Origin of the sequence: Massilibacteroides sp. (assembly GCF_028705895.1) — a bacterium.
Classification (GTDB): domain Bacteria; phylum Bacteroidota; class Bacteroidia; order Bacteroidales; family Tannerellaceae; genus Massilibacteroides.
The window spans coordinates 1-17,364 of the sequence record NZ_JAQWCQ010000002.1 but is presented as its reverse complement, the minus strand read 5'-3'; the positions used below and the strand labels follow the sequence as shown (position 1 = coordinate 17,364).

The 17,364-nt window shown below is 39.3% G+C and carries 15 protein-coding genes; 6 read left to right on the top strand and 9 right to left on the bottom strand.

Translation table 11 applies throughout. The features are described 5' to 3' along the window. Position 1 precedes the first annotated feature (1 nt). The 3 genes from PHT93_RS00745 to PHT93_RS00735 form a co-directional block, all read right to left on the bottom strand. Positions 2 to 697, bottom strand: coding sequence for an MIP/aquaporin family protein (locus PHT93_RS00745; RefSeq protein WP_300238276.1), 696 nt, complete (start codon positions 695 to 697; stop codon positions 2 to 4). 21 nt (positions 698 to 718) lie between these two features. Continuing rightward, on the bottom strand, positions 719 to 2,206 hold the full coding sequence (gene glpK, locus PHT93_RS00740; RefSeq protein WP_300238274.1) for a glycerol kinase GlpK: 1,488 nt from the start codon (positions 2,204 to 2,206) through the stop codon (positions 719 to 721). A gap of 75 nt (positions 2,207 to 2,281) precedes the next feature. After that, complete coding sequence (locus PHT93_RS00735) at positions 2,282 to 3,856, bottom strand: glycerol-3-phosphate dehydrogenase/oxidase (RefSeq protein WP_300238271.1); 1,575 nt, start codon at positions 3,854 to 3,856, stop codon at positions 2,282 to 2,284. A 242-nt stretch (positions 3,857 to 4,098) separates the two neighbouring features. On the opposite strand from PHT93_RS00735, the gene PHT93_RS00730 reads away from it, so the two are divergent. Beyond that, entirely contained in the window at positions 4,099 to 4,866 is a 768-nt protein-coding gene (locus PHT93_RS00730) for a DeoR/GlpR family DNA-binding transcription regulator (protein ID WP_300238269.1), read from the top strand. Here PHT93_RS00730 and PHT93_RS00725 read toward each other — a convergent pair. From PHT93_RS00725 to PHT93_RS00705, 5 genes are all read right to left on the bottom strand, one after another. Further along, a complete protein-coding gene (locus tag PHT93_RS00725) occupies positions 4,863 to 5,495 on the bottom strand; it encodes an HAD family phosphatase (protein WP_300238267.1) in 633 nt (210 codons plus the stop codon). The genes PHT93_RS00730 and PHT93_RS00725 overlap by 4 nt on opposite strands. Positions 5,496 to 5,557: 62 nt before the next feature. Then, positions 5,558 to 6,805, bottom strand: coding sequence for a DUF1015 domain-containing protein (locus PHT93_RS00720; RefSeq protein ID WP_300238265.1), 1,248 nt, complete (start codon positions 6,803 to 6,805; stop codon positions 5,558 to 5,560). Between the two features lie 25 nt (positions 6,806 to 6,830). Then, positions 6,831 to 7,754, bottom strand: a complete 924-nt coding sequence (locus PHT93_RS00715) for an NAD(P)-dependent oxidoreductase (protein WP_300238263.1) — start codon at positions 7,752 to 7,754, stop codon at positions 6,831 to 6,833. A gap of 2 nt (positions 7,755 to 7,756) precedes the next feature. Further along, positions 7,757 to 8,824 carry a 3-phosphoserine/phosphohydroxythreonine transaminase gene (serC, locus tag PHT93_RS00710; RefSeq protein WP_300238261.1) on the bottom strand — a complete coding sequence of 356 codons (1,068 nt, stop codon included), beginning with the start codon at positions 8,822 to 8,824 and terminating at the stop codon, positions 7,757 to 7,759. A 147-nt stretch (positions 8,825 to 8,971) separates the two neighbouring features. After that, positions 8,972 to 10,243: a replication-associated recombination protein A gene (locus PHT93_RS00705; protein WP_300238259.1), complete on the bottom strand. Its 1,272-nt coding sequence runs from the start codon at positions 10,241 to 10,243 to the stop codon at positions 8,972 to 8,974. A 138-nt stretch (positions 10,244 to 10,381) separates the two neighbouring features. On the opposite strand from PHT93_RS00705, the gene PHT93_RS00700 reads away from it, so the two are divergent. Continuing rightward, positions 10,382 to 11,419, top strand: coding sequence for a glycoside hydrolase family 43 protein (locus PHT93_RS00700; protein WP_300238257.1), 1,038 nt, complete (start codon positions 10,382 to 10,384; stop codon positions 11,417 to 11,419). 8 nt (positions 11,420 to 11,427) lie between these two features. On the opposite strand, the gene PHT93_RS00695 is transcribed toward PHT93_RS00700, so the two are convergent. Then, positions 11,428 to 13,167 carry an HD domain-containing protein gene (locus PHT93_RS00695; protein WP_300238255.1) on the bottom strand — a complete coding sequence of 580 codons (1,740 nt, stop codon included), beginning with the start codon at positions 13,165 to 13,167 and terminating at the stop codon, positions 11,428 to 11,430. Positions 13,168 to 13,487: 320 nt separating this feature from the next. Here PHT93_RS00695 and PHT93_RS00690 point away from each other — a divergent pair, with 320 nt between their 5' ends. Genes PHT93_RS00690 through PHT93_RS00675 form a run of 4 tightly spaced genes read left to right on the top strand, consistent with a single transcriptional unit; the run spans position 13,488 to position 17,241 of the window. Further along, entirely contained in the window at positions 13,488 to 13,901 is a 414-nt protein-coding gene (locus PHT93_RS00690; protein WP_300238253.1) for a DUF2141 domain-containing protein, read from the top strand. 2 nt (positions 13,902 to 13,903) lie between these two features. Further along, the gene (locus PHT93_RS00685; protein ID WP_300238250.1) at positions 13,904 to 16,300 is read left to right on the top strand and encodes an outer membrane beta-barrel protein; all 2,397 of its coding nucleotides are present in this window, start codon (positions 13,904 to 13,906) and stop codon (positions 16,298 to 16,300) included. Positions 16,301 to 16,352: 52 nt separating this feature from the next. Continuing rightward, positions 16,353 to 16,952, top strand: a complete 600-nt coding sequence (locus PHT93_RS00680; protein WP_300238248.1) for a hypothetical protein — start codon at positions 16,353 to 16,355, stop codon at positions 16,950 to 16,952. Beyond that, positions 16,945 to 17,241 (top strand): transcriptional regulator, encoded by a 297-nt coding sequence (locus tag PHT93_RS00675; RefSeq protein ID WP_300238246.1) that lies wholly within the window; start codon positions 16,945 to 16,947, stop codon positions 17,239 to 17,241. The genes PHT93_RS00680 and PHT93_RS00675 overlap by 8 nt, the downstream gene beginning before the upstream one ends. The last annotated feature ends 123 nt before the right edge of the window (positions 17,242 to 17,364 follow it).

The window sequence follows — 17,364 nt, the reverse complement described above, 5'->3', positions numbered from 1 at the left end:
ATCAATTCAGAATCAAAAATAGTCCGGAAGCCAATAAGGCTCCGGTAAAAGGGCCTAATATAGGAACCCAGGAATAAGCCCAGTCGCTGTCTCGCTTTCCTTTAATCGGAAGTATAGCGTGAGCTATACGCGGTCCGAGATCACGAGCAGGGTTGATAGCATAGCCGGTAGTTCCACCTAACGACATACCAATCGCCACGATCAGCAGCGCCACAGGATAAGGACCGGATATTTCCGCCCCTGCCACATACAATATTCCAAAAACAAGTAGAAACGTTCCGATCACTTCACTTATAAAATTATAGGTATAGTTACGGATAGCAGGTATTGTACAGAAAACACCCAATTTCGTAGTACTGTCTTCTTCCACATCAAAATGTGGTTTATAAAACAGATAAACCAAGCAGGCGCCCAAAACCCCTCCGAGTATCTGAGCAACGATATAGCCAATCACATTGCCTTGAAACAGCCCGGCAGCCGCAAGTCCCACAGTTAAAGCAGGATTCAGATGTGCTCCTGAATAAGGAGCTGAGATAAACGCTGCAACAAAAACAGCCAGTCCCCAGGCAATGGATATAACAATCCAGCCGGAGTTATGCCCCTTTGTTCCCTTCAGAATAACATTAGCAACGACCCCATCTCCCAGCAAAATCAATATAGCCGTGCCGATAAATTCGAATAATAAATCTTGTCCCATGCGATAAAATAATATTTAGGGTTATTTAATCCAGGATTGTGAACGATGCACAGCCTCGTTCCATTGTTTTTTTGCCAGATGCATATCCATTTTTGTATCCGGTTCAAACTTCACATCAACATGCCATTGTGCTTTTATTTCATCAAGACTTTCCCAGAATCCAACAGCCAGACCAGCCAGATAGGCAGCTCCTAACGCTGTTGTTTCTGTCGTTTGCGGACGAATAACCGTCTGCCCCAACACATCAGCCTGAAATTGCATTAACAAATTATTCATTGCCGCACCACCATCTACACGAAGTTCCTTCAAGCCTACTCCGGCATCAAGAATCATCGCATTGATTACATCCATGGTTTGATAAGCAATACCTTCCAACGCTGCACGGGCAATATGCCCCGCAGTTGTGCCCCGCGAAATACCTACAATTGTACCTCTTGCATATTGATCCCAATAAGGAGCACCAAGTCCGGTCAATGCCGGTACAAAATAAACTCCGCCATTGTCTTTTACTGTAAGAGCTAATTTTTCTACTTCTGCAGACGATTGAATAATATTCAACCCGTCACGTAACCATTGCACAATAGCCCCTCCGACAAAGATGCTACCTTCCAACGCATAATTCACCTGTCCGTTCAGTTTCCAGGCAACGGTTGTTATCAGGTTATTTTTGGAAGTCACCGTCTTATCGCCCGTATTCATTAATATAAAACAACCGGTACCATAGGTATTTTTCACCATACCCGGCTCCACACACATCTGCCCGAAAAGAGCAGCCTGCTGATCTCCGGCTATCCCCGAAATGGGCACTTTGGTAGCAAAAATAGTAGTCTTCGTGTGTCCGTATATCTCACTTGATTCGCAAACCTTAGGTAAGATTGCTTTAGGAATATTGAAGAGTTTCAACAGCTCGTCATCCCATTCCATCGTATGAATATTGTATAACATCGTACGTGAAGCATTCGATACATCCGTTATATGCACTTCACCTCGGGTTAACTGCCAGACCAACCAGGTATCGACTGTTCCGAATGCCAATTTTCCCGCTTCAGCTTTTGCGCGAGCACCTTCAACATTATCTAAAATCCACTTGATCTTGGTAGCACTAAAATAAGCATCAATGATCAGTCCGGTTTTGTCTTTAATAAACTGAATTAAACCATCGTTCTTCAGGTTATCGCAATATTCGGATGTTCGTCTATCTTGCCATACGATTGCATTATACACAGGTTCACCGGTCTCTTTATCCCAAACAATCGTCGTTTCCCGCTGATTAGTAATACCAATACCGGCAATATTCAAACCGTTTATTCCTATTTTAGTGATGGCTTCTGCTGCTACAGCCGCCTGGGAAGACCATATTTCACGCGGGTCATGCTCTACCCAACCGCTTTGCGGAAAATACTGAGTAAATTCTTTTTGAGCAACTGAGCATATTTTACCTTTTCGATCAAAGACAATCGCTCTTGAACTCGTCGTTCCCGCATCAAAGGCTAAAATGTATTTTTCCATTGTATTTTTCAATATCAGGTTAACTAAAAATCAAAATTATAAATATTTCGGCAGATTGTACTTTAGATACAATCATTAAGATTCTAAGAGGTAGTTTTTTGCCAACAAAACAAAATCATTTACCTGCTCGTTACACCATTCTTCTGTCTTCGCCATTTCTTTCATCATTATATCAGCAACCTTAGGAGCCATCGCTATCGCAGCTCGTGCATCTAAGAAAGTTACCCGTAATCTGCGGGACAAAATATCATCTACCGTCATCGCCATCTCTTCACGTATTCCCCAAATCACTTCGGCCACCGTGTAATCATAATCCGGATGTAACTTCTCTTCATTTCCAGCAACTTCCGTTTCGATTGCTTTTATTTTAGGATAGTCGCTTCCATATACATAGGAAAAATCAGAGCGATCTACATTTTCTTTATAGCCATGAATTTTTATTTCTTTCGTGCGACAAGGCGCTTTGGGTAGTCCGCAAACAAGAATAGCTCTATTTACAGCATCTTCCGCCATATCTCTGTAAGTAGTCCATTTTCCACCCGTAATGGTTATTAACCCACTCGATGAAACAACAATCTTGTGACTACGCGATATTTCTTTTGTCTTTTCGCCATTCGCTGATTTCTTGGGCGCTGCCAATGGACGTAAACCGGCAAAGACCGATAATACATCTTCTCGTTTAGGTTGTTTAGTCAAATACTGGCCGGAAGTTTTCAGTATAAAATCAACTTCTTCTTCCAACGCCTTAGGTTCCAAAACAAACTCATTCATAGGCGTATCGGTCGTACCTAAAACAACCTTATTGTGCCAGGGCACCCCGAACATCACGCGACCATCACTCGTTTTGGGAATCATAATAGCAGTATCACCACCCAAGAAGGATTTATCTACGACCAAGTGTACTCCCTGGCTTGGGCGTACGATGTTTTCTTTTTCCGGTGCATCCATCTGCATCAGATCATCCACAAATATACCGGTTGCATTAATCACAGACCGGGTTTTTAAACCGAATGATTGTCCGGATAATTTATCCGTAGCCATCACGCCGGATATATTGCCATTGGCATCTTTCGTAAGTGCTGTTACTTTAACATAATTGACAACCGTTGCACCTTGTTCAACCGCAGTCTGCAGCAAATTTATCCCCATACGAGAATCATCAAACTGTCCGTCGTGGTAAACAACTCCTCCGCGCAACCCCTTTTGAGAGATACCGGGTATTTCACGAATAACATCCTTCTTACGCATCGGCAATGAACGTCCGAAACTACGTCGCCCGGCCAACACATCATACATAGTCAGTCCGATTGTATAGAACGCTTTCTCCCACCAACGGTAAGAACCGATAATAAAACGCTGATCTTTCACCAAGTGCGGAGCGTTCTTTCGCATAAGCCCCCTCTCACTTAAAGCTTCTACAACAAGCCCGACATCCCCCTGCGCCAGATAACGCACGCCGCCATGCACAAGTTTAGTGCTCCGGCTCGATGTTGCTTTCGTAAAGTCTGATTGTTCAAGCAAAGCAACTTTATAACCGCGCGAAGCAGCGTCAAGTGCAATACCTATACCTGTTGCTCCACCTCCTACTACCACCATATCCCACATGGTCGTACTGTCCGAGATCTTCCTGATGTGATTTTCTCTTTTCATTTATATTACGTGTTTAGTCTTACTATTTAGTACAGCATGTATATTTATATTCACAAAGATAAATATGTTTTCGAAATATCAAAACAATAACGAAAGAATAAATACCGAATATGAAAGAATTCGAAACTATTCAAAACAAAAAAAACTGAAAGAAAAAGCTCTGTCAAAACATTTCACTCTTTTAGTTATATATTCCGAACGAATCACATATCTTTGCGTCACGTAACACCAAGAATATAATCATGCGTAGTATTGCAGAAAGACATCAATATATATTAGAACAAATCCAGCTCAAGGGACACGTAAAGGTTCTGGAACTAAGCGAAGCCTTGCACGTTTCGGAAGTTACGATACGAAAGGATCTGAAACACCTTGAAGGAAGAAAGATGCTTTATCGAAATCACGGAAGTGCCAGCAGCATGAGTTCTATAATTAACGACCGGCATATCGATGTTAAGGAAAAGATGAACCAGGAAGAAAAATCGGGTATTGCCTGCGTCGCCGGACAGTTTGTTGAAGAGAATGACAAAATAATTATTGCATCGGGAACTACCTTATTGGCTTTGGCTGATGCTCTCAGCACAATTGAATTTCCGATTACAGTCATTACATCATCCGTAAAAGTATCGTTAACGCTATGCTATAATCCGAACATAGAAGTAATTCAGTTAGGAGGAATTATGCGTAAGAACTCAGTCTCAATTATCGGGCATTATGCCGATAATATTTTAGAGAGTTTATCATGCAATAAATTATTTTTGGGGGTTGATGGCATCGATTTGGATTACGGACTGACGACCAGCAATATGAGTGAGGCACGCATTAATCAACAAATGATCGATGCTTCACAAGAAATCATAGTTCTAACGGATTCATCCAAATTCGGGAAAAGAGGGTTTTGTAAAATATGCGACATAGATAAGGTGCATCACATCATAACGGATAAAAACGCACCGTCCCGCATGATTGAACAACTTCGTGAAAAAGAAATAAAGGTGACGCTTGTTTAAGCCTCACCTTTTAAGATACGATTAACCGATTCCCGCCAGTCTTCTTTGTTTTCAGGTTGATAAGTAACAAATCCAAGTTGCTCTCCTTGTTCAACATTCAATTTACCATCATCTATAAATAACGTCTCCGAAGGAATCATTCCGGAATCCTTTATCATTAATTCAAAAATACGAGGATTAGGTTTCGTTACTTTCATCTCAAACGAAGCATAAAACTTCTCGCAATAAGCCGTAACAGGAAGTCCCGACTCTGAGAAGCGAGACGTTTTTGCCCACTCGTATACCACAGGATTCGTGTTGCTAAGAATATAAACTTTATACTTCTTTTTCAAGTCCAAAATGTAATCCAGTTTATATTGCGGAACAGCCTGTATAAATCCCATCCAGCCATAAGCAACATCTTCTGCGGTCAAGTCCTTACCAATCATTTCGCTTAATTGCGACCGAAACTCTTCCAGACTTACGGATCCGTTTTCAAAACCTAAGAAAAGGCCTCTCTGTTCGTAAGGGTCAAGCATTTCCTCGACATTATCAACCCCCAACTCCCTAAAACGCCTTACAGAACATTCTCTATCCAAATCAATGATCACACCGCCTAAATCAAATACGATATTTTTAATCTCCGCCATTATTATTTGTGTTTAATGAAAAGGGCAGGTTGTTTGCCTGCCCTCTTTTATGTAAAATAGATCTATTCCAAACTATGAATAACCAAGCCTGACCTTAATTTGGGTTCAAACCAGGTGGTTTTCGGAGGCATTATATTGCCGGTATCTGCAATGTCGATCAGTTGCTTCATGGAAACCGGATAGAGCGCCAAAGCGACTTTCATTTCTCCGTTATCTACACGACGTTTTAGCTCTCCGAGTCCTCGAATTCCTCCTACAAAATCAATCCGTTTATCCGAACGCAAATCTTTTATTCCAAGTATTTCATCCAATATAAGATTTGAAGAGATCGTTACGTCTAACACACCGATCGGATCATTATCATTGTATGTACCGGGTTTTGCTGTCAACGAATACCATTTACCGGATAAGTAAAGTGAGAAATTATGCAGTGCTGCCGGTTTGTAGATTTCTACACCTTTCTCTTCTACAATAAAATCAGCAGAAAGTTTAGACAGGAATTCAGCATCAGACAATCCGTTCAGATCCTTCACTACGCGGTTATAATCGATGATAGTCAGCTGACTGGCAGGGAAACAAACAGCCATAAAGTAATTATACTCTTCATCACCACGATGATTCGGGTTCTGTTTTGCTTTTTCTGCACCGACCAATGCTGCTGCCGCCGAACGATGATGACCGTCTGCAATATACAATGAAGGAATCGCAGCGAATAATTCTGTAATACGTTTGATATCGTTATCCTCATTAATAAGCCAGAACGTATGACCGAAACCATCTAAAGGAGCAACAAAGTCGTACTCAGGGGCTTTGTCTGTATATTTTTTGACAATACCATCCAACTCCGTATTGTCCGGATAAGCAAAGAATACCGGTTCGATATTAGCATTATTAATGCGAACATGTTTCATTCGGTCTTCTTCTTTATCGCGCCTTGTCAGTTCATGTTTCTTTATATTTCCATTGAGATAATCTTCAACGGAAGCACAAACAACTAATCCGTATTGCGTATGGCCGTTCATTGTTTGAGCATAAACATAATACATCTCTTTCTGATCCTGAACTAACCAGCCTTTTTTCTGAAATAACTTAAAGTTTTCTACGGCCTTTTCATACACAGCGGGATCATGTTCATCCGTACCTGTCGGAAAATCAATCTCCGGCTTAATAATTCTATACAAGGATTTTTCATTTCCCTTTGCTTCTTCGCGCGCTTCTTCTGAGTTTAGCACATCGTATGGACGAGAAGCCACCTGCTCAACTAAATCCACAGGTGGTCTAATCCCTTTAAATGGTTTTATTACCGCCATTACACGTTATTTTGTTTGACAATAGTTATTTATTCACTCTGAATTGCTCGTTTCCATTCTTCAGGAAATCCACAATCTGGTTTGCGGCAGCCAGACCAGCGTTTATATTTGCTTCTGCCGTCTGTGCTCCCATCTTTTTGGGTGTGGCAAAATACCGGTCGGGATAAGTTGCCAGAAGTTCAGCGTGATTAGCCGGTTGGATATCCGTTAGATATTTAAAATCCGGACGCTCTGCAAACATTTTTGCTAAGCCTTCTTCATCTATTACTTCCTTACGAGCGGTGTTCACAATAACAGCTCCTTTCGGCATAGAACTCATAAAATCGTAGTTAATCGATTTCTTGGTTTCCGGCGTTGCAGGGATATGCAAGGATACAATCTGACAGGTTTTGAATAATTCCTCTGTCGAACTTAGCGCTTTCACACCATCGTTTTCAATGGTAACCGTAGAAGCATACGCATCAAATGCATATTGTTTCAAACCGAAACCCTTACCAATACGTGCCACATTACGGCCTACGTGACCATAAGCAAGTATTCCCAGTTTCTTATCTTTAAGTTCAGTTCCCGGCAGACCGTTGTAGAAGCCACGAATACCGTAAACCAACATACCAAAAACCAATTCAGCTACGGCATTAGCATTCTGTCCCGGTGTATTCATCACACACACATTGTGAGAAGTCGCCGCTACAAGATCAACATTGTCATAGCCTGCACCAGCACGGACTACAATTTTTAATTGTTTTGCTGCATTAAAAACCTCTTTGTCTATGATATCGCTACGGATAATGATAGCCTCCGCATCTTTAACGGCATCCAACAACTGAGATTTATCTGTATATTTTTCAAGCAGAGCTAATTCAAAGCCTGCATTTTCTACTATTTCACGTATGCCTGCAACGGCTACTGCCGCAAAAGGTTTGTCTGTAGCAATTAGTATTTTTCCCATAATCAATGTTTGTTTTCAAAGTCTTTCATCACCTGAATCAATGCTTCTACACTGCTCTTTGGCATGGCGTTATAAATTGAAGCACGGAATCCTCCAACAGAACGATGTCCTTTAATCCCAACCATTCCGGCTGCTGAAGCAAAAGTATTAAAATCAGCTTCTAATTCTTTATACTCGTCATTCATTACAAAACAAACATTCATAATAGAACGATCTTCTACGGCAGCAGTACCCTTGAATAACTTATTCCGATCAATTTCATCATATAAAATTGCCGCCTTGTCAAGATTTCTTTGCTCCAAAACTTTAATTCCTCCCAATTCCTTATACATCTTCAAAGTCTGGAGACTGGAATAAATAGGAAGAACGGGAGGAGTATTGAACATTGACTCTTTAGCAATATGCGTGTTATAATTCAGCATCGTTGGAATAGGACGATCCACATGCCCCAAAGCATCCTGACGAACAATAACCAATGCAACACCCGCCGGACCAAGATTTTTTTGTGCGCCGGCATAAATCACCGCGTATTTAGAAACATCGATCGGACGTGAAAAAATGTCGGAAGACATGTCAGACACCAAAGGAACTTTTACATCCGGATCATATCTCATTTCTGTTCCGAAAATGGTATTGTTTGACGTAAAATGGAAATAGTCCGAATCTTCCGGGACTGAATAGCCTTTTGGAATATATGTATAGTTTGCATCTTTCGACGAGGCAACAACATCTACTTCACCGAAATACTTTGCTTCTTTAATGGCATTAGAAGCCCATGTCCCCGTGTCAAGATAAGAAGCTTTTTTGTTTAATAGATTGAAAGGAACCATACAAAATTGCATGCTTGCGCCCCCTCCGAGAAAAACCACTTCGTATCCAGCCGGAACATCTAAAAGTTCTTTAACTAAGGCGCGTGCCTCGTCACTTACAGCCACGAATTCTTTACTTCTATGCGAAACTTCGAGTAAGGATAGCCCTGTACCAGCAAAATTCTCTACTGCTGCAGCGGTATTCTTTATTGTATACTCGCTTAGGATAGAAGGACCCGCATAAAAATTGTGCTTCTTCATACTTATTTATGAATTTAATTTTATAAAAGTGTTATATGTTATCCGCAAACCGGACAAATTCTCAAAAACAGGCGGCTAATGTACGCTTTTTTCCTAAAGCAACCATCATTTAGTTATTAAAATACAAACAAAGGCGGCATTTTAACACTAATAACGTTCTCCCCATAACGCTTTCATATATTCAGATAGTTTCTTTTCAGCCGGACTATCTTGTCCTAACCAGAACCGTTCATCCAATATTTCACGAGGAAGATAATCTTGTTTCACAAAATGGTTAGGAAAATCATGGGCATATTTATAATCATTACCATAATTAAGTTCCGCCATTAGCTTTGTCGGAGCATTTCTCAAATGAAGAGGAACGGGCAGATTTCCTGTCTTATTTACAAAATCAATAGCCTTATCAATAGCAAGATAAGCCGAATTACTTTTGGGACTGCATGCCAGATATACAGTTGTTTCCGCAAGAACAATACGCCCCTCCGGCCAACCGATCTTTCTTAAGGTATCAAAACAGGCATTCGCTAAAAGCAAGGCATTCGGGTTAGCTAATCCTACATCTTCGGCTGCTGAGATAACCAAACGACGGGCTATAAATTCAGGATCTTCTCCACCGGCAACCATTCTGGCCAGCCAGTAAATCGCAGCATCCGGATCACTTCCGCGTATTGATTTGATGAAAGCAGAAATTATATCATAATGTATCTCGCCTCCTTTATCATAAGCAGCCGGATTCTCCTGTAAACGTTCCACTACTTTAGCATCCGTTATTTCCACACGTTTGCCATCTTCTGCAGAGACAAGTAATTCTAAAATATTTAACAGCTTACGGGCATCTCCACCGGAATATCGTACAATGGCGTCTGTTTCTGTCAGAACGATCTCTCTTTCTTTTAATAAAATGTCATGTTTGATCGCATGGTCAAGCAGTCCCAACAGATCCGCTTTATCAAGTGGTTTTAAAACATAAACCTGACAACGGGACAGAAGCGGTCGGATAACTTCGAAAGACGGATTCTCGGTCGTTGCTCCAATCAGAGTAAAAACTCCCGTCTCCACGGCATTCAGCAACGAATCTTGCTGTGATTTACTGAAACGATGTATTTCATCAATAAAAAGCAATGGTGAAGTCGTATTAAAAAATTGATTACTTTTTGCTTTTTCAATAACTTCACGAACATCCTTCACGCCTGAACTGATTGCACTAAGTGTATAAAACGGAGCCTCTAATTTATTCGCAATAATTTGAGCTAAAGTAGTTTTTCCCACTCCGGGAGGCCCCCAAAGGATAAAAGAAGGTACCCGTCCTGCGTCAATCATCCTGCGCAACACGGCTCCTTCACCGACCAAGTGTTTTTGTCCGATGTAATCATCCAGCGTTTTCGGGCGTAATCTTTCAGCTAAAGGTTGATTCGTCATGTAACAAAATTCGTATAATTTATTCATTTGACAAAGAAAGAAGAGTAAAAACACATATACGTATCTGTAGTTTCAGTTTTATTTTAATTGAAACTATTTGTATCTTTCGTTCCAAATAAAACATAAACTCTATTTTTTATGACAAAAACATTACATTTAGTTTTGCTATGGATCAGTCTGTTTTCTTTTCCGCCTATTTCACAAGCTTTTGCAAGTGAATCTTCAGACAATCATTCCAACCTCATTCCTTTATCTGAAATTTATATCCGGGATCCGTGTATTCTCGCAGATAAAAAAACGAATACATATTATTTATATCGTTCGGCAAGTGCAAAAAGTTCAGAGGGAACAGAGATTGGCGGTGTAGAAGTTTTTAAAAGCAAAGACCTGAAAAACTGGGAAGGACCGATGAGAGTATTCACTGTTCCGGAAGCAAACTGGATAAATGGAAATGTCTGGGCTCCGGAAGTACATGAATATAATGGGAAATATTATTTATTTGCGACTTTGAATAGTAAGATCATCTGGAAAAAGAAACAAGAGGGATGGGCGGACTATTTGTTCCGCGGTACTCAGATATTTCACGCGGATTCTCCGGAAGGTCCGTTTTTACCCTTTGGATTAACGCCACACACACCAATGGATCGCATGGCACTTGACGGCACACTTTGGGTAGAAGATGGCACACCTTATATGATCTATTGTCATGAATGGGTGCAGATTGCAGACGGCACAATGGAATTAGTTGAATTAGCAAAAGATTTATCTGCTCCTGTAGGAAATTCAATGACATTGTTCTGTGCATCGGCGGCTGACTGGTCAACCGGGTCAAAACATGAAGCTCCGCTACCTACTTCGTATGTTACCGACGGATGTTTCCTTTACCGAAGCAAAACGAACAAACTACTTATGATCTGGTCAAGCTTCATGAATGGAGAATACGCCATCGGTATTGCAGAATCCGCTACGGGCAAAGTGGCAGGTCCCTGGAAACAACAAGCAACCCCATTGTTTCACAAAAATGGAGGACACGGAATGATATTTAAATCTTTTGACGGGAAATTATATATCACGTTTCACGGTCCAAACTCCCCCGCCGGAGCTGAAAGAGCACATATCTATGAACTTGAAGATATAGGAGACACTTTAATCCTGAAAAAAGAAATTAGAGAATAGTCTATAGCCTACACTCTCTTTACCTCTTCAATATTTTTCAATTCAGCCAGCTTCTTTATCACCTCTTCAAGTGCAATCATGCTATTTGATGATAGGATAAGATGCCCCACGAGAACGGTCTTTTGTGTATTTACATTTATTTGATCCAGGCTTACATCAGCAGCATTATCGATTAAACGTACTATATCCAACATATTCTCCGGAGCATTTTGTCCGGTGATTCGAAGTGATATTTCGTAATGTTCTTCAGTTGGAACATCTTCTGTCAGCTCATTCTTTAACTTTCTCCAGATCTGGTTAATAGCATTATCGGTTGTGACAAACTTAATCCATTCTTTCTGGGGCGTTTGCTCGGGCGAGGTAATTAGATCAATACGGTCTCCATTATTTAGCTTATAGCGAATGGGAACAACTTTCCCATTCACGATCCCCGACACACAATTATAGCCTATTTGAGGACTTAACATAAAAGCAAAATCAAGTACGCTGGCCCCATAGGGTATTTTATGAAGCTCACCTTTCGTTGTGAAAACAAACAGTTCTTCATTAAACAAGTCAACCGATAAAGCTGTAGATAATTCTTTTTTACTTTTTGATTTGTGCAGCAATGCCTCATTTAGTTTAACTAACAACGAATCAAACTGTTCCTGATCCCGTACTCCCTTATACTTCCAATGCGAAGCCATACCCTGTTCGGCTATTTCGTCCATACGTTTTGATCTGATCTGAACTTCTACCCAATGCGATTGCAATCCCATAACGGTTATATGCAGAGACTCATAGCCGTTTGGCTTCGGATTAGTTATCCAGTCTTTCATACGACTCTCATTGGGCTGATATATCTCAGTGACTATCGAATAAATCTTCCAACAGACATCCCTCTCTTTATCCGAATCAACATCAGCAATTATCCGTATCGCCTTCAGATCATATATTTGATCAAAGGAGATATTTGAATCTATCATTTTCTTATAAATCGAAGCGATAGATTTGTTTCGTCCCTTCAACGTATAGCTGATTCCCAACTCCTTCATTTTTTGGTGTATAGGATAAGCAAATTCTTCTATATACCGTTCACGCATAGCCTCAGTATCGGTCAGTCTTTTGGATATATCATAATAGGTATCGGGATGATTGTATTTAAAACAAAGATCTTCCAACTCATTCTTAAGCTCACTAAATCCAAGCTTATGAGCAAAGGCAATATAAACGGTTGCCGTTTCATCAACAATACGTTTCTGAAAACTTATCTTGTAAGTATCAATCTGCCTCATTAATATCAACCGGAATATAAGATTAAGATAGATAACCCGAATATCTTCAGCAAACGTAAGGGTAAGTTTAAGATAATTTTCAGATGCCATGTTGTTTTCTTTATTATAAAGATTACTGACATTCAGAAAACCGTTAACAAGAACCATCACCTCTTCTCCGAACCCTGAAATTATTTCATCCACTTTCAGACTACCGTATTTAACGCAAGGGAACAATGTCACCGCAATAAATTCACTTGACAAGAAGTTCGATTTAGTAAACATATACAGTAGCATATTAAAAATAATATCGGATATATTATGTAGTGTTTCATTAGGGCCAAAGGCTCCCGAGTCAAAGCTTCGTTTCAGAATCGGAGAAATCTTTCTCAACTCCTCATCAGAGATACGTTTGCTTAATATACCGATGTAATCCGTATGTGAAGGATATATTTCAACGGCTGATTTATTAATTATTAGTTTATGTGTATTCATTGATTCGTGTTTTCATGCTATTAGTTAAAACAAAGAAACAGATTTTCTTTTTAACATATGATGGAGAGCACACTCATTAATACGCTGTTAACATCTTTTGATTTTTATACCAAATTCAGCAAACTCAAAATAAAACCTATCCTTTTTGATGCGTTTTTTATTCTCATAAAATAAAATTCAAGGCTTGAAACAAGACACAAAACGAACAAAAAACGGGAATTCACTAAATATTTTATCAAACAATATAGTTTATGTTATAAACTTATTTATATTTGCAAAACAATAAATAAGTTTACAATATAAACCATAATAAAAAAGAAATGAAAAATTTATTAATCTCCACATTCGTGCTATTAGCGACCTTTTTAAGTACAAAATCGGTTTGCGGACAAACGGCTGAGTTGACAATCGAAGTAAAGGGAATAAAGGAAGCAAAAGGGACAATCTTGATTGCTGTTAGTGACAGTAAAAAAGCCGAAACTCCCATTTACGACATGAAGAATATTACTCAGAAGGGAACAATTGTTTGTCTCCTCAAAAATATTCCGATAGGGAATGTAGATCTCTCTTTATTTCAGGACCTGAACGGGAACTATAAATTGGATATGGACGAACAAAATATTCCGATTGAACCTTGTTTCAAAAAAGAGAACATCAAGATTAATGATACGGACAATAAACTGACCGTTAAATTAATCAATGTAAAAGAGATGATGGAGTCTAAAGCTGAATAAGAATGAGAATACTTATTACATCTATACTTATTGGTTGTCTATCCTGTATTTCGGGATATTCCTTCTCGCAAACCTATTTTGGCCACGTAGTGAATAATCAGAATGAACCTGTAGAATTTGCAACGGTAGTCCTTTTAAAGGCAGATGAACAAGCAGCTACAGCAATTACCGATACGGCGGGAGTATTTTCGATCTCTACTGAAGAGGGAAAATATCATATCAGAATACAGAATATCACATACAAACCATTGGACAAGGAAATTGAGATTACAAGAGAAGGACGTAATCTTGGACTATTCAGGATGGAAGATGCGTTGATCAATACGGGGGAAGTCGTTGTTACTGCCTCCCCCATCACACGAGAATCGGATCGGTTTGTGATGAGGATAAGCGACAACTCACCTTCGTTCATGAATAAGGACATTTCTGAGGTGTTGCAACTTGCACCTGGTGTATGGGTCGATGAGAAAGGCATCTCTATTAATGGAACGGCTGGCGCTAAGGTATTCATTAACGACAGGGAACTAAAACTTTCTTCTACCGAACTCATCAGTTATTTACGCAATTATCGTTCTTCTGATATTGCGAAAATAGAGGTAATACCACAAGCCGGCGCGGAATATAGTGCGGACTCAAAAGGAGGAATCATACAGATCACATTGCGAAAACGACAGGGAAACGGGATAAATGGTAGTCTTAATCTACAGTCTTCTCAAGGGAAATATTATCAAAACTACCGCCCTTCCGCTTCCATAAATGCGTTAACTGGAAGATGGGCATTAAGCGGAGCCATAATTGGTGAAATATCACCAAAGAACAAAAACAAGATGAATGAACATCGTATCTATAAGAAAAATGAGGATATGTTCTTTGATTCGTATTCTTCAATGAACAAAAAACCGAAATCGGCAACTGCTCGTTTTGGCGCAATATACGACATTGACAAAAGAAATAGTATCGGAGCTGAATTGGAAATCTGGTCTAAAAAAGTAAACAATCCTTCTTATTCAGAGACTACAGGAAAAACGGATAATCTGACTGTTCATAGCACGAGTGTTTATCAGCAGATAGAAAAAGATCGGAACGGATCGCTCACGATGAACTTCAATCATAGGATAGACACTCTCGGCTCTATTTTTAAAGTGGTAGCTGATTTTATAGATAAGAAAGTCACCGGTAATAACGATTACCATTCTATATATAATACGTCTTATGGAACATTAGATTCGGTTTACCGTAATAGTTCGACTTCCGACTATCGTATTTATACTACAGATATAATGTTGGAAAAACGGTTGAAAAACGGATTTAAATATAATGCAGGAATACGTTATTCGCGAAATGAAATGACAAATAGCACCTTTTATGAAGGAGAGATAAACTCGGAATGGCAACCTATAGATAAATACAACTATTCTTTGGACTACATAGAAAATATCAGTGCCGCCTATGGAACATTTTCTTTTAAAGCAGGTCATATAGATATAGTTGCCGGTTTACGGGGAGAATACACTAAGGCGACCGGAAAGGACAGTTTCAACAAGGATTACGTTGACTTGTTTCCGAATCTCAATCTCACATATTCATTCAACTCTATGAAAACCGTCATGCTCATCGGACAATATGCCAGAAATATACAACGACCGAACTTCTGGCATTTGAATTCCAACCGTATCCAATATTCTGACTATTCGTATATGATAGGTAATCCGATGCTTCGCCCCACTTATATAAACAGGATAAGTCTGACTGCAGTCTATAAGTATCGTCACACATTAACAATAGGAACAAATCTTCACAAAGATCTGATACGTGAGGTTAGTAAAACAGATTCCGAAAATCCAGAAGTAAAATATTTTATTCCGGAAAATCATTACATGGAAAATCATCACTTTATAGCAATAAGTAGTCCGATAAGTTTCACAAATTGGCTTACACTGAATACAAACCTTGTTGGAGTTAAGCAAGATATAAAGGGGGTTAAAACGGACAAAACCATGAGCCATTATCTGTATTTCATCAACTCTACAGCAAACCTAACTCTTCCGGCGTCATTCTTCTTAGAAGTTTCCTATAGCGGAACAAGCCGTTTGTATTCAGCAAACTCAGGGATAGAACCTCTTCATCTATTTCATGCGCAACTAAAAAAGAAATTATTCCGCGACCGGATAAACCTATCCATAGGCATACACAATATCTTCGATAAAAGAACAGCCTATTTTGCCAATATGGAAGACTACACTTCGAGGACAAGAGGGGTCGAAGCATGGAATTCAAGAGCCGTAAAAATTTCGTTACAATACACCTTCAATTCAGGTAAAATACTAAAAAAACGAGTAATCGAGAGTCAATCGAATGCAGAAAAAGCAAGGATGCAACGTTCTTCAGAGATAAAATAATTTATTATATAAACCTAAACAATTATATTTACATTTAAATCCGATAAAACTTATGGAAAAGATGAATGACAGAAAACTAAACGAGAAAGAAAGTTTAGAACTTATTGCGAAAATGATTCGTAATACCCAACAAAAAATGGAAGAAGGCAGTGGAACAATGTTCCTCATTTGGGGCTATGCTACGGTTCTCGTCACAATGCTTGTTTGGATTTTAGTACTTTACACAAATGATTTCAGATACCAGTTTTGTTGGTTTCTGCTTCCTATCACCGGCACAATTGGTGCAATAATTTATAAAAACAAGCTGAACAAGAAACCCCGGGTTTCTACGTACATAGACCGTATAATCAATTATGTATGGATTGTTATCGGAGCTTCCGGATTTATTCTATCGATGGTATCCATATTGTATTATACCTTCCCCATCCTCTTCGTCATTGTTCTGATAATGGGAATCGGCACCACGTTGACCGGATTAATTGTCAATTTTCGTCCTTTGGCCATTTGGGGAATCATCGGAATGGCTCTCTCCCTCATATTGACTTTCTTAGATTGGAAAATGCAATTACCCGTGTTTGCTGCCATATTTTTATTTATGATGGTCATACCGGGACATTATCTGAATTATAAAGCGAAAGGAAGCAATGTTTAAAGAATTAGATCCATTATTTTTATCAGAACTACGGCTTGCAGTAATGTCAATTCTGATTTCTGTAGAAGAAGCCGACTTTGTCTATCTCAGAGAAAAGACAAATGCGACGGCGGGCAACCTAAGTGTTCAGATCGATAAGCTCCAACAAGCAGGTTACATCAATGTCCGCAAAACCTTCAAAGGAAAACGCCCCCAAACAATCTGTAATATTACGCCTGAAGGAATAAATGCCTTTGAAAAATACGTAGAAGCACTAAAAGGATATATTAATATTAAAAGTGAAGAATAATATATAACTATACAAAAATAACATTATTGACATTTTTAAAGCGTCAAAACCAGTTGATAGAAAATATTATCAAAAAAGCAAAAAAGATTGCATCACTGCAACCTTTCTTGTTTAGTATAGCTC

Bases quoted from the DNA above. Each gene is read 5' to 3' on its own strand.
- PHT93_RS00745 (WP_300238276.1), bottom strand. From the start codon at position 697: ATGGGACAAGATTTATTATTCGAATTTATCGGCACGGCTATATTGATT.
- glpK (WP_300238274.1), bottom strand. From the start codon at position 2,206: ATGGAAAAATACATTTTAGCCTTTGATGCGGGAACGACGAGTTCAAGA.
- PHT93_RS00735 (WP_300238271.1), bottom strand. From the start codon at position 3,856: ATGAAAAGAGAAAATCACATCAGGAAGATCTCGGACAGTACGACCATG.
- PHT93_RS00730 (WP_300238269.1), top strand. From the start codon at position 4,099: ATGCGTAGTATTGCAGAAAGACATCAATATATATTAGAACAAATCCAG.
- PHT93_RS00725 (WP_300238267.1), bottom strand. From the start codon at position 5,495: ATGGCGGAGATTAAAAATATCGTATTTGATTTAGGCGGTGTGATCATT.
- PHT93_RS00720 (WP_300238265.1), bottom strand. From the start codon at position 6,805: ATGGCGGTAATAAAACCATTTAAAGGGATTAGACCACCTGTGGATTTA.
- PHT93_RS00715 (WP_300238263.1), bottom strand. From the start codon at position 7,754: ATGGGAAAAATACTAATTGCTACAGACAAACCTTTTGCGGCAGTAGCC.
- serC (WP_300238261.1), bottom strand. From the start codon at position 8,824: ATGAAGAAGCACAATTTTTATGCGGGTCCTTCTATCCTAAGCGAGTAT.
- PHT93_RS00705 (WP_300238259.1), bottom strand. From the start codon at position 10,243: ATGACGAATCAACCTTTAGCTGAAAGATTACGCCCGAAAACGCTGGAT.
- PHT93_RS00700 (WP_300238257.1), top strand. From the start codon at position 10,382: ATGACAAAAACATTACATTTAGTTTTGCTATGGATCAGTCTGTTTTCT.
- PHT93_RS00695 (WP_300238255.1), bottom strand. From the start codon at position 13,167: ATGAATACACATAAACTAATAATTAATAAATCAGCCGTTGAAATATAT.
- PHT93_RS00690 (WP_300238253.1), top strand. From the start codon at position 13,488: ATGAAAAATTTATTAATCTCCACATTCGTGCTATTAGCGACCTTTTTA.
- PHT93_RS00685 (WP_300238250.1), top strand. From the start codon at position 13,904: ATGAGAATACTTATTACATCTATACTTATTGGTTGTCTATCCTGTATT.
- PHT93_RS00680 (WP_300238248.1), top strand. From the start codon at position 16,353: ATGGAAAAGATGAATGACAGAAAACTAAACGAGAAAGAAAGTTTAGAA.
- PHT93_RS00675 (WP_300238246.1), top strand. From the start codon at position 16,945: ATGTTTAAAGAATTAGATCCATTATTTTTATCAGAACTACGGCTTGCA.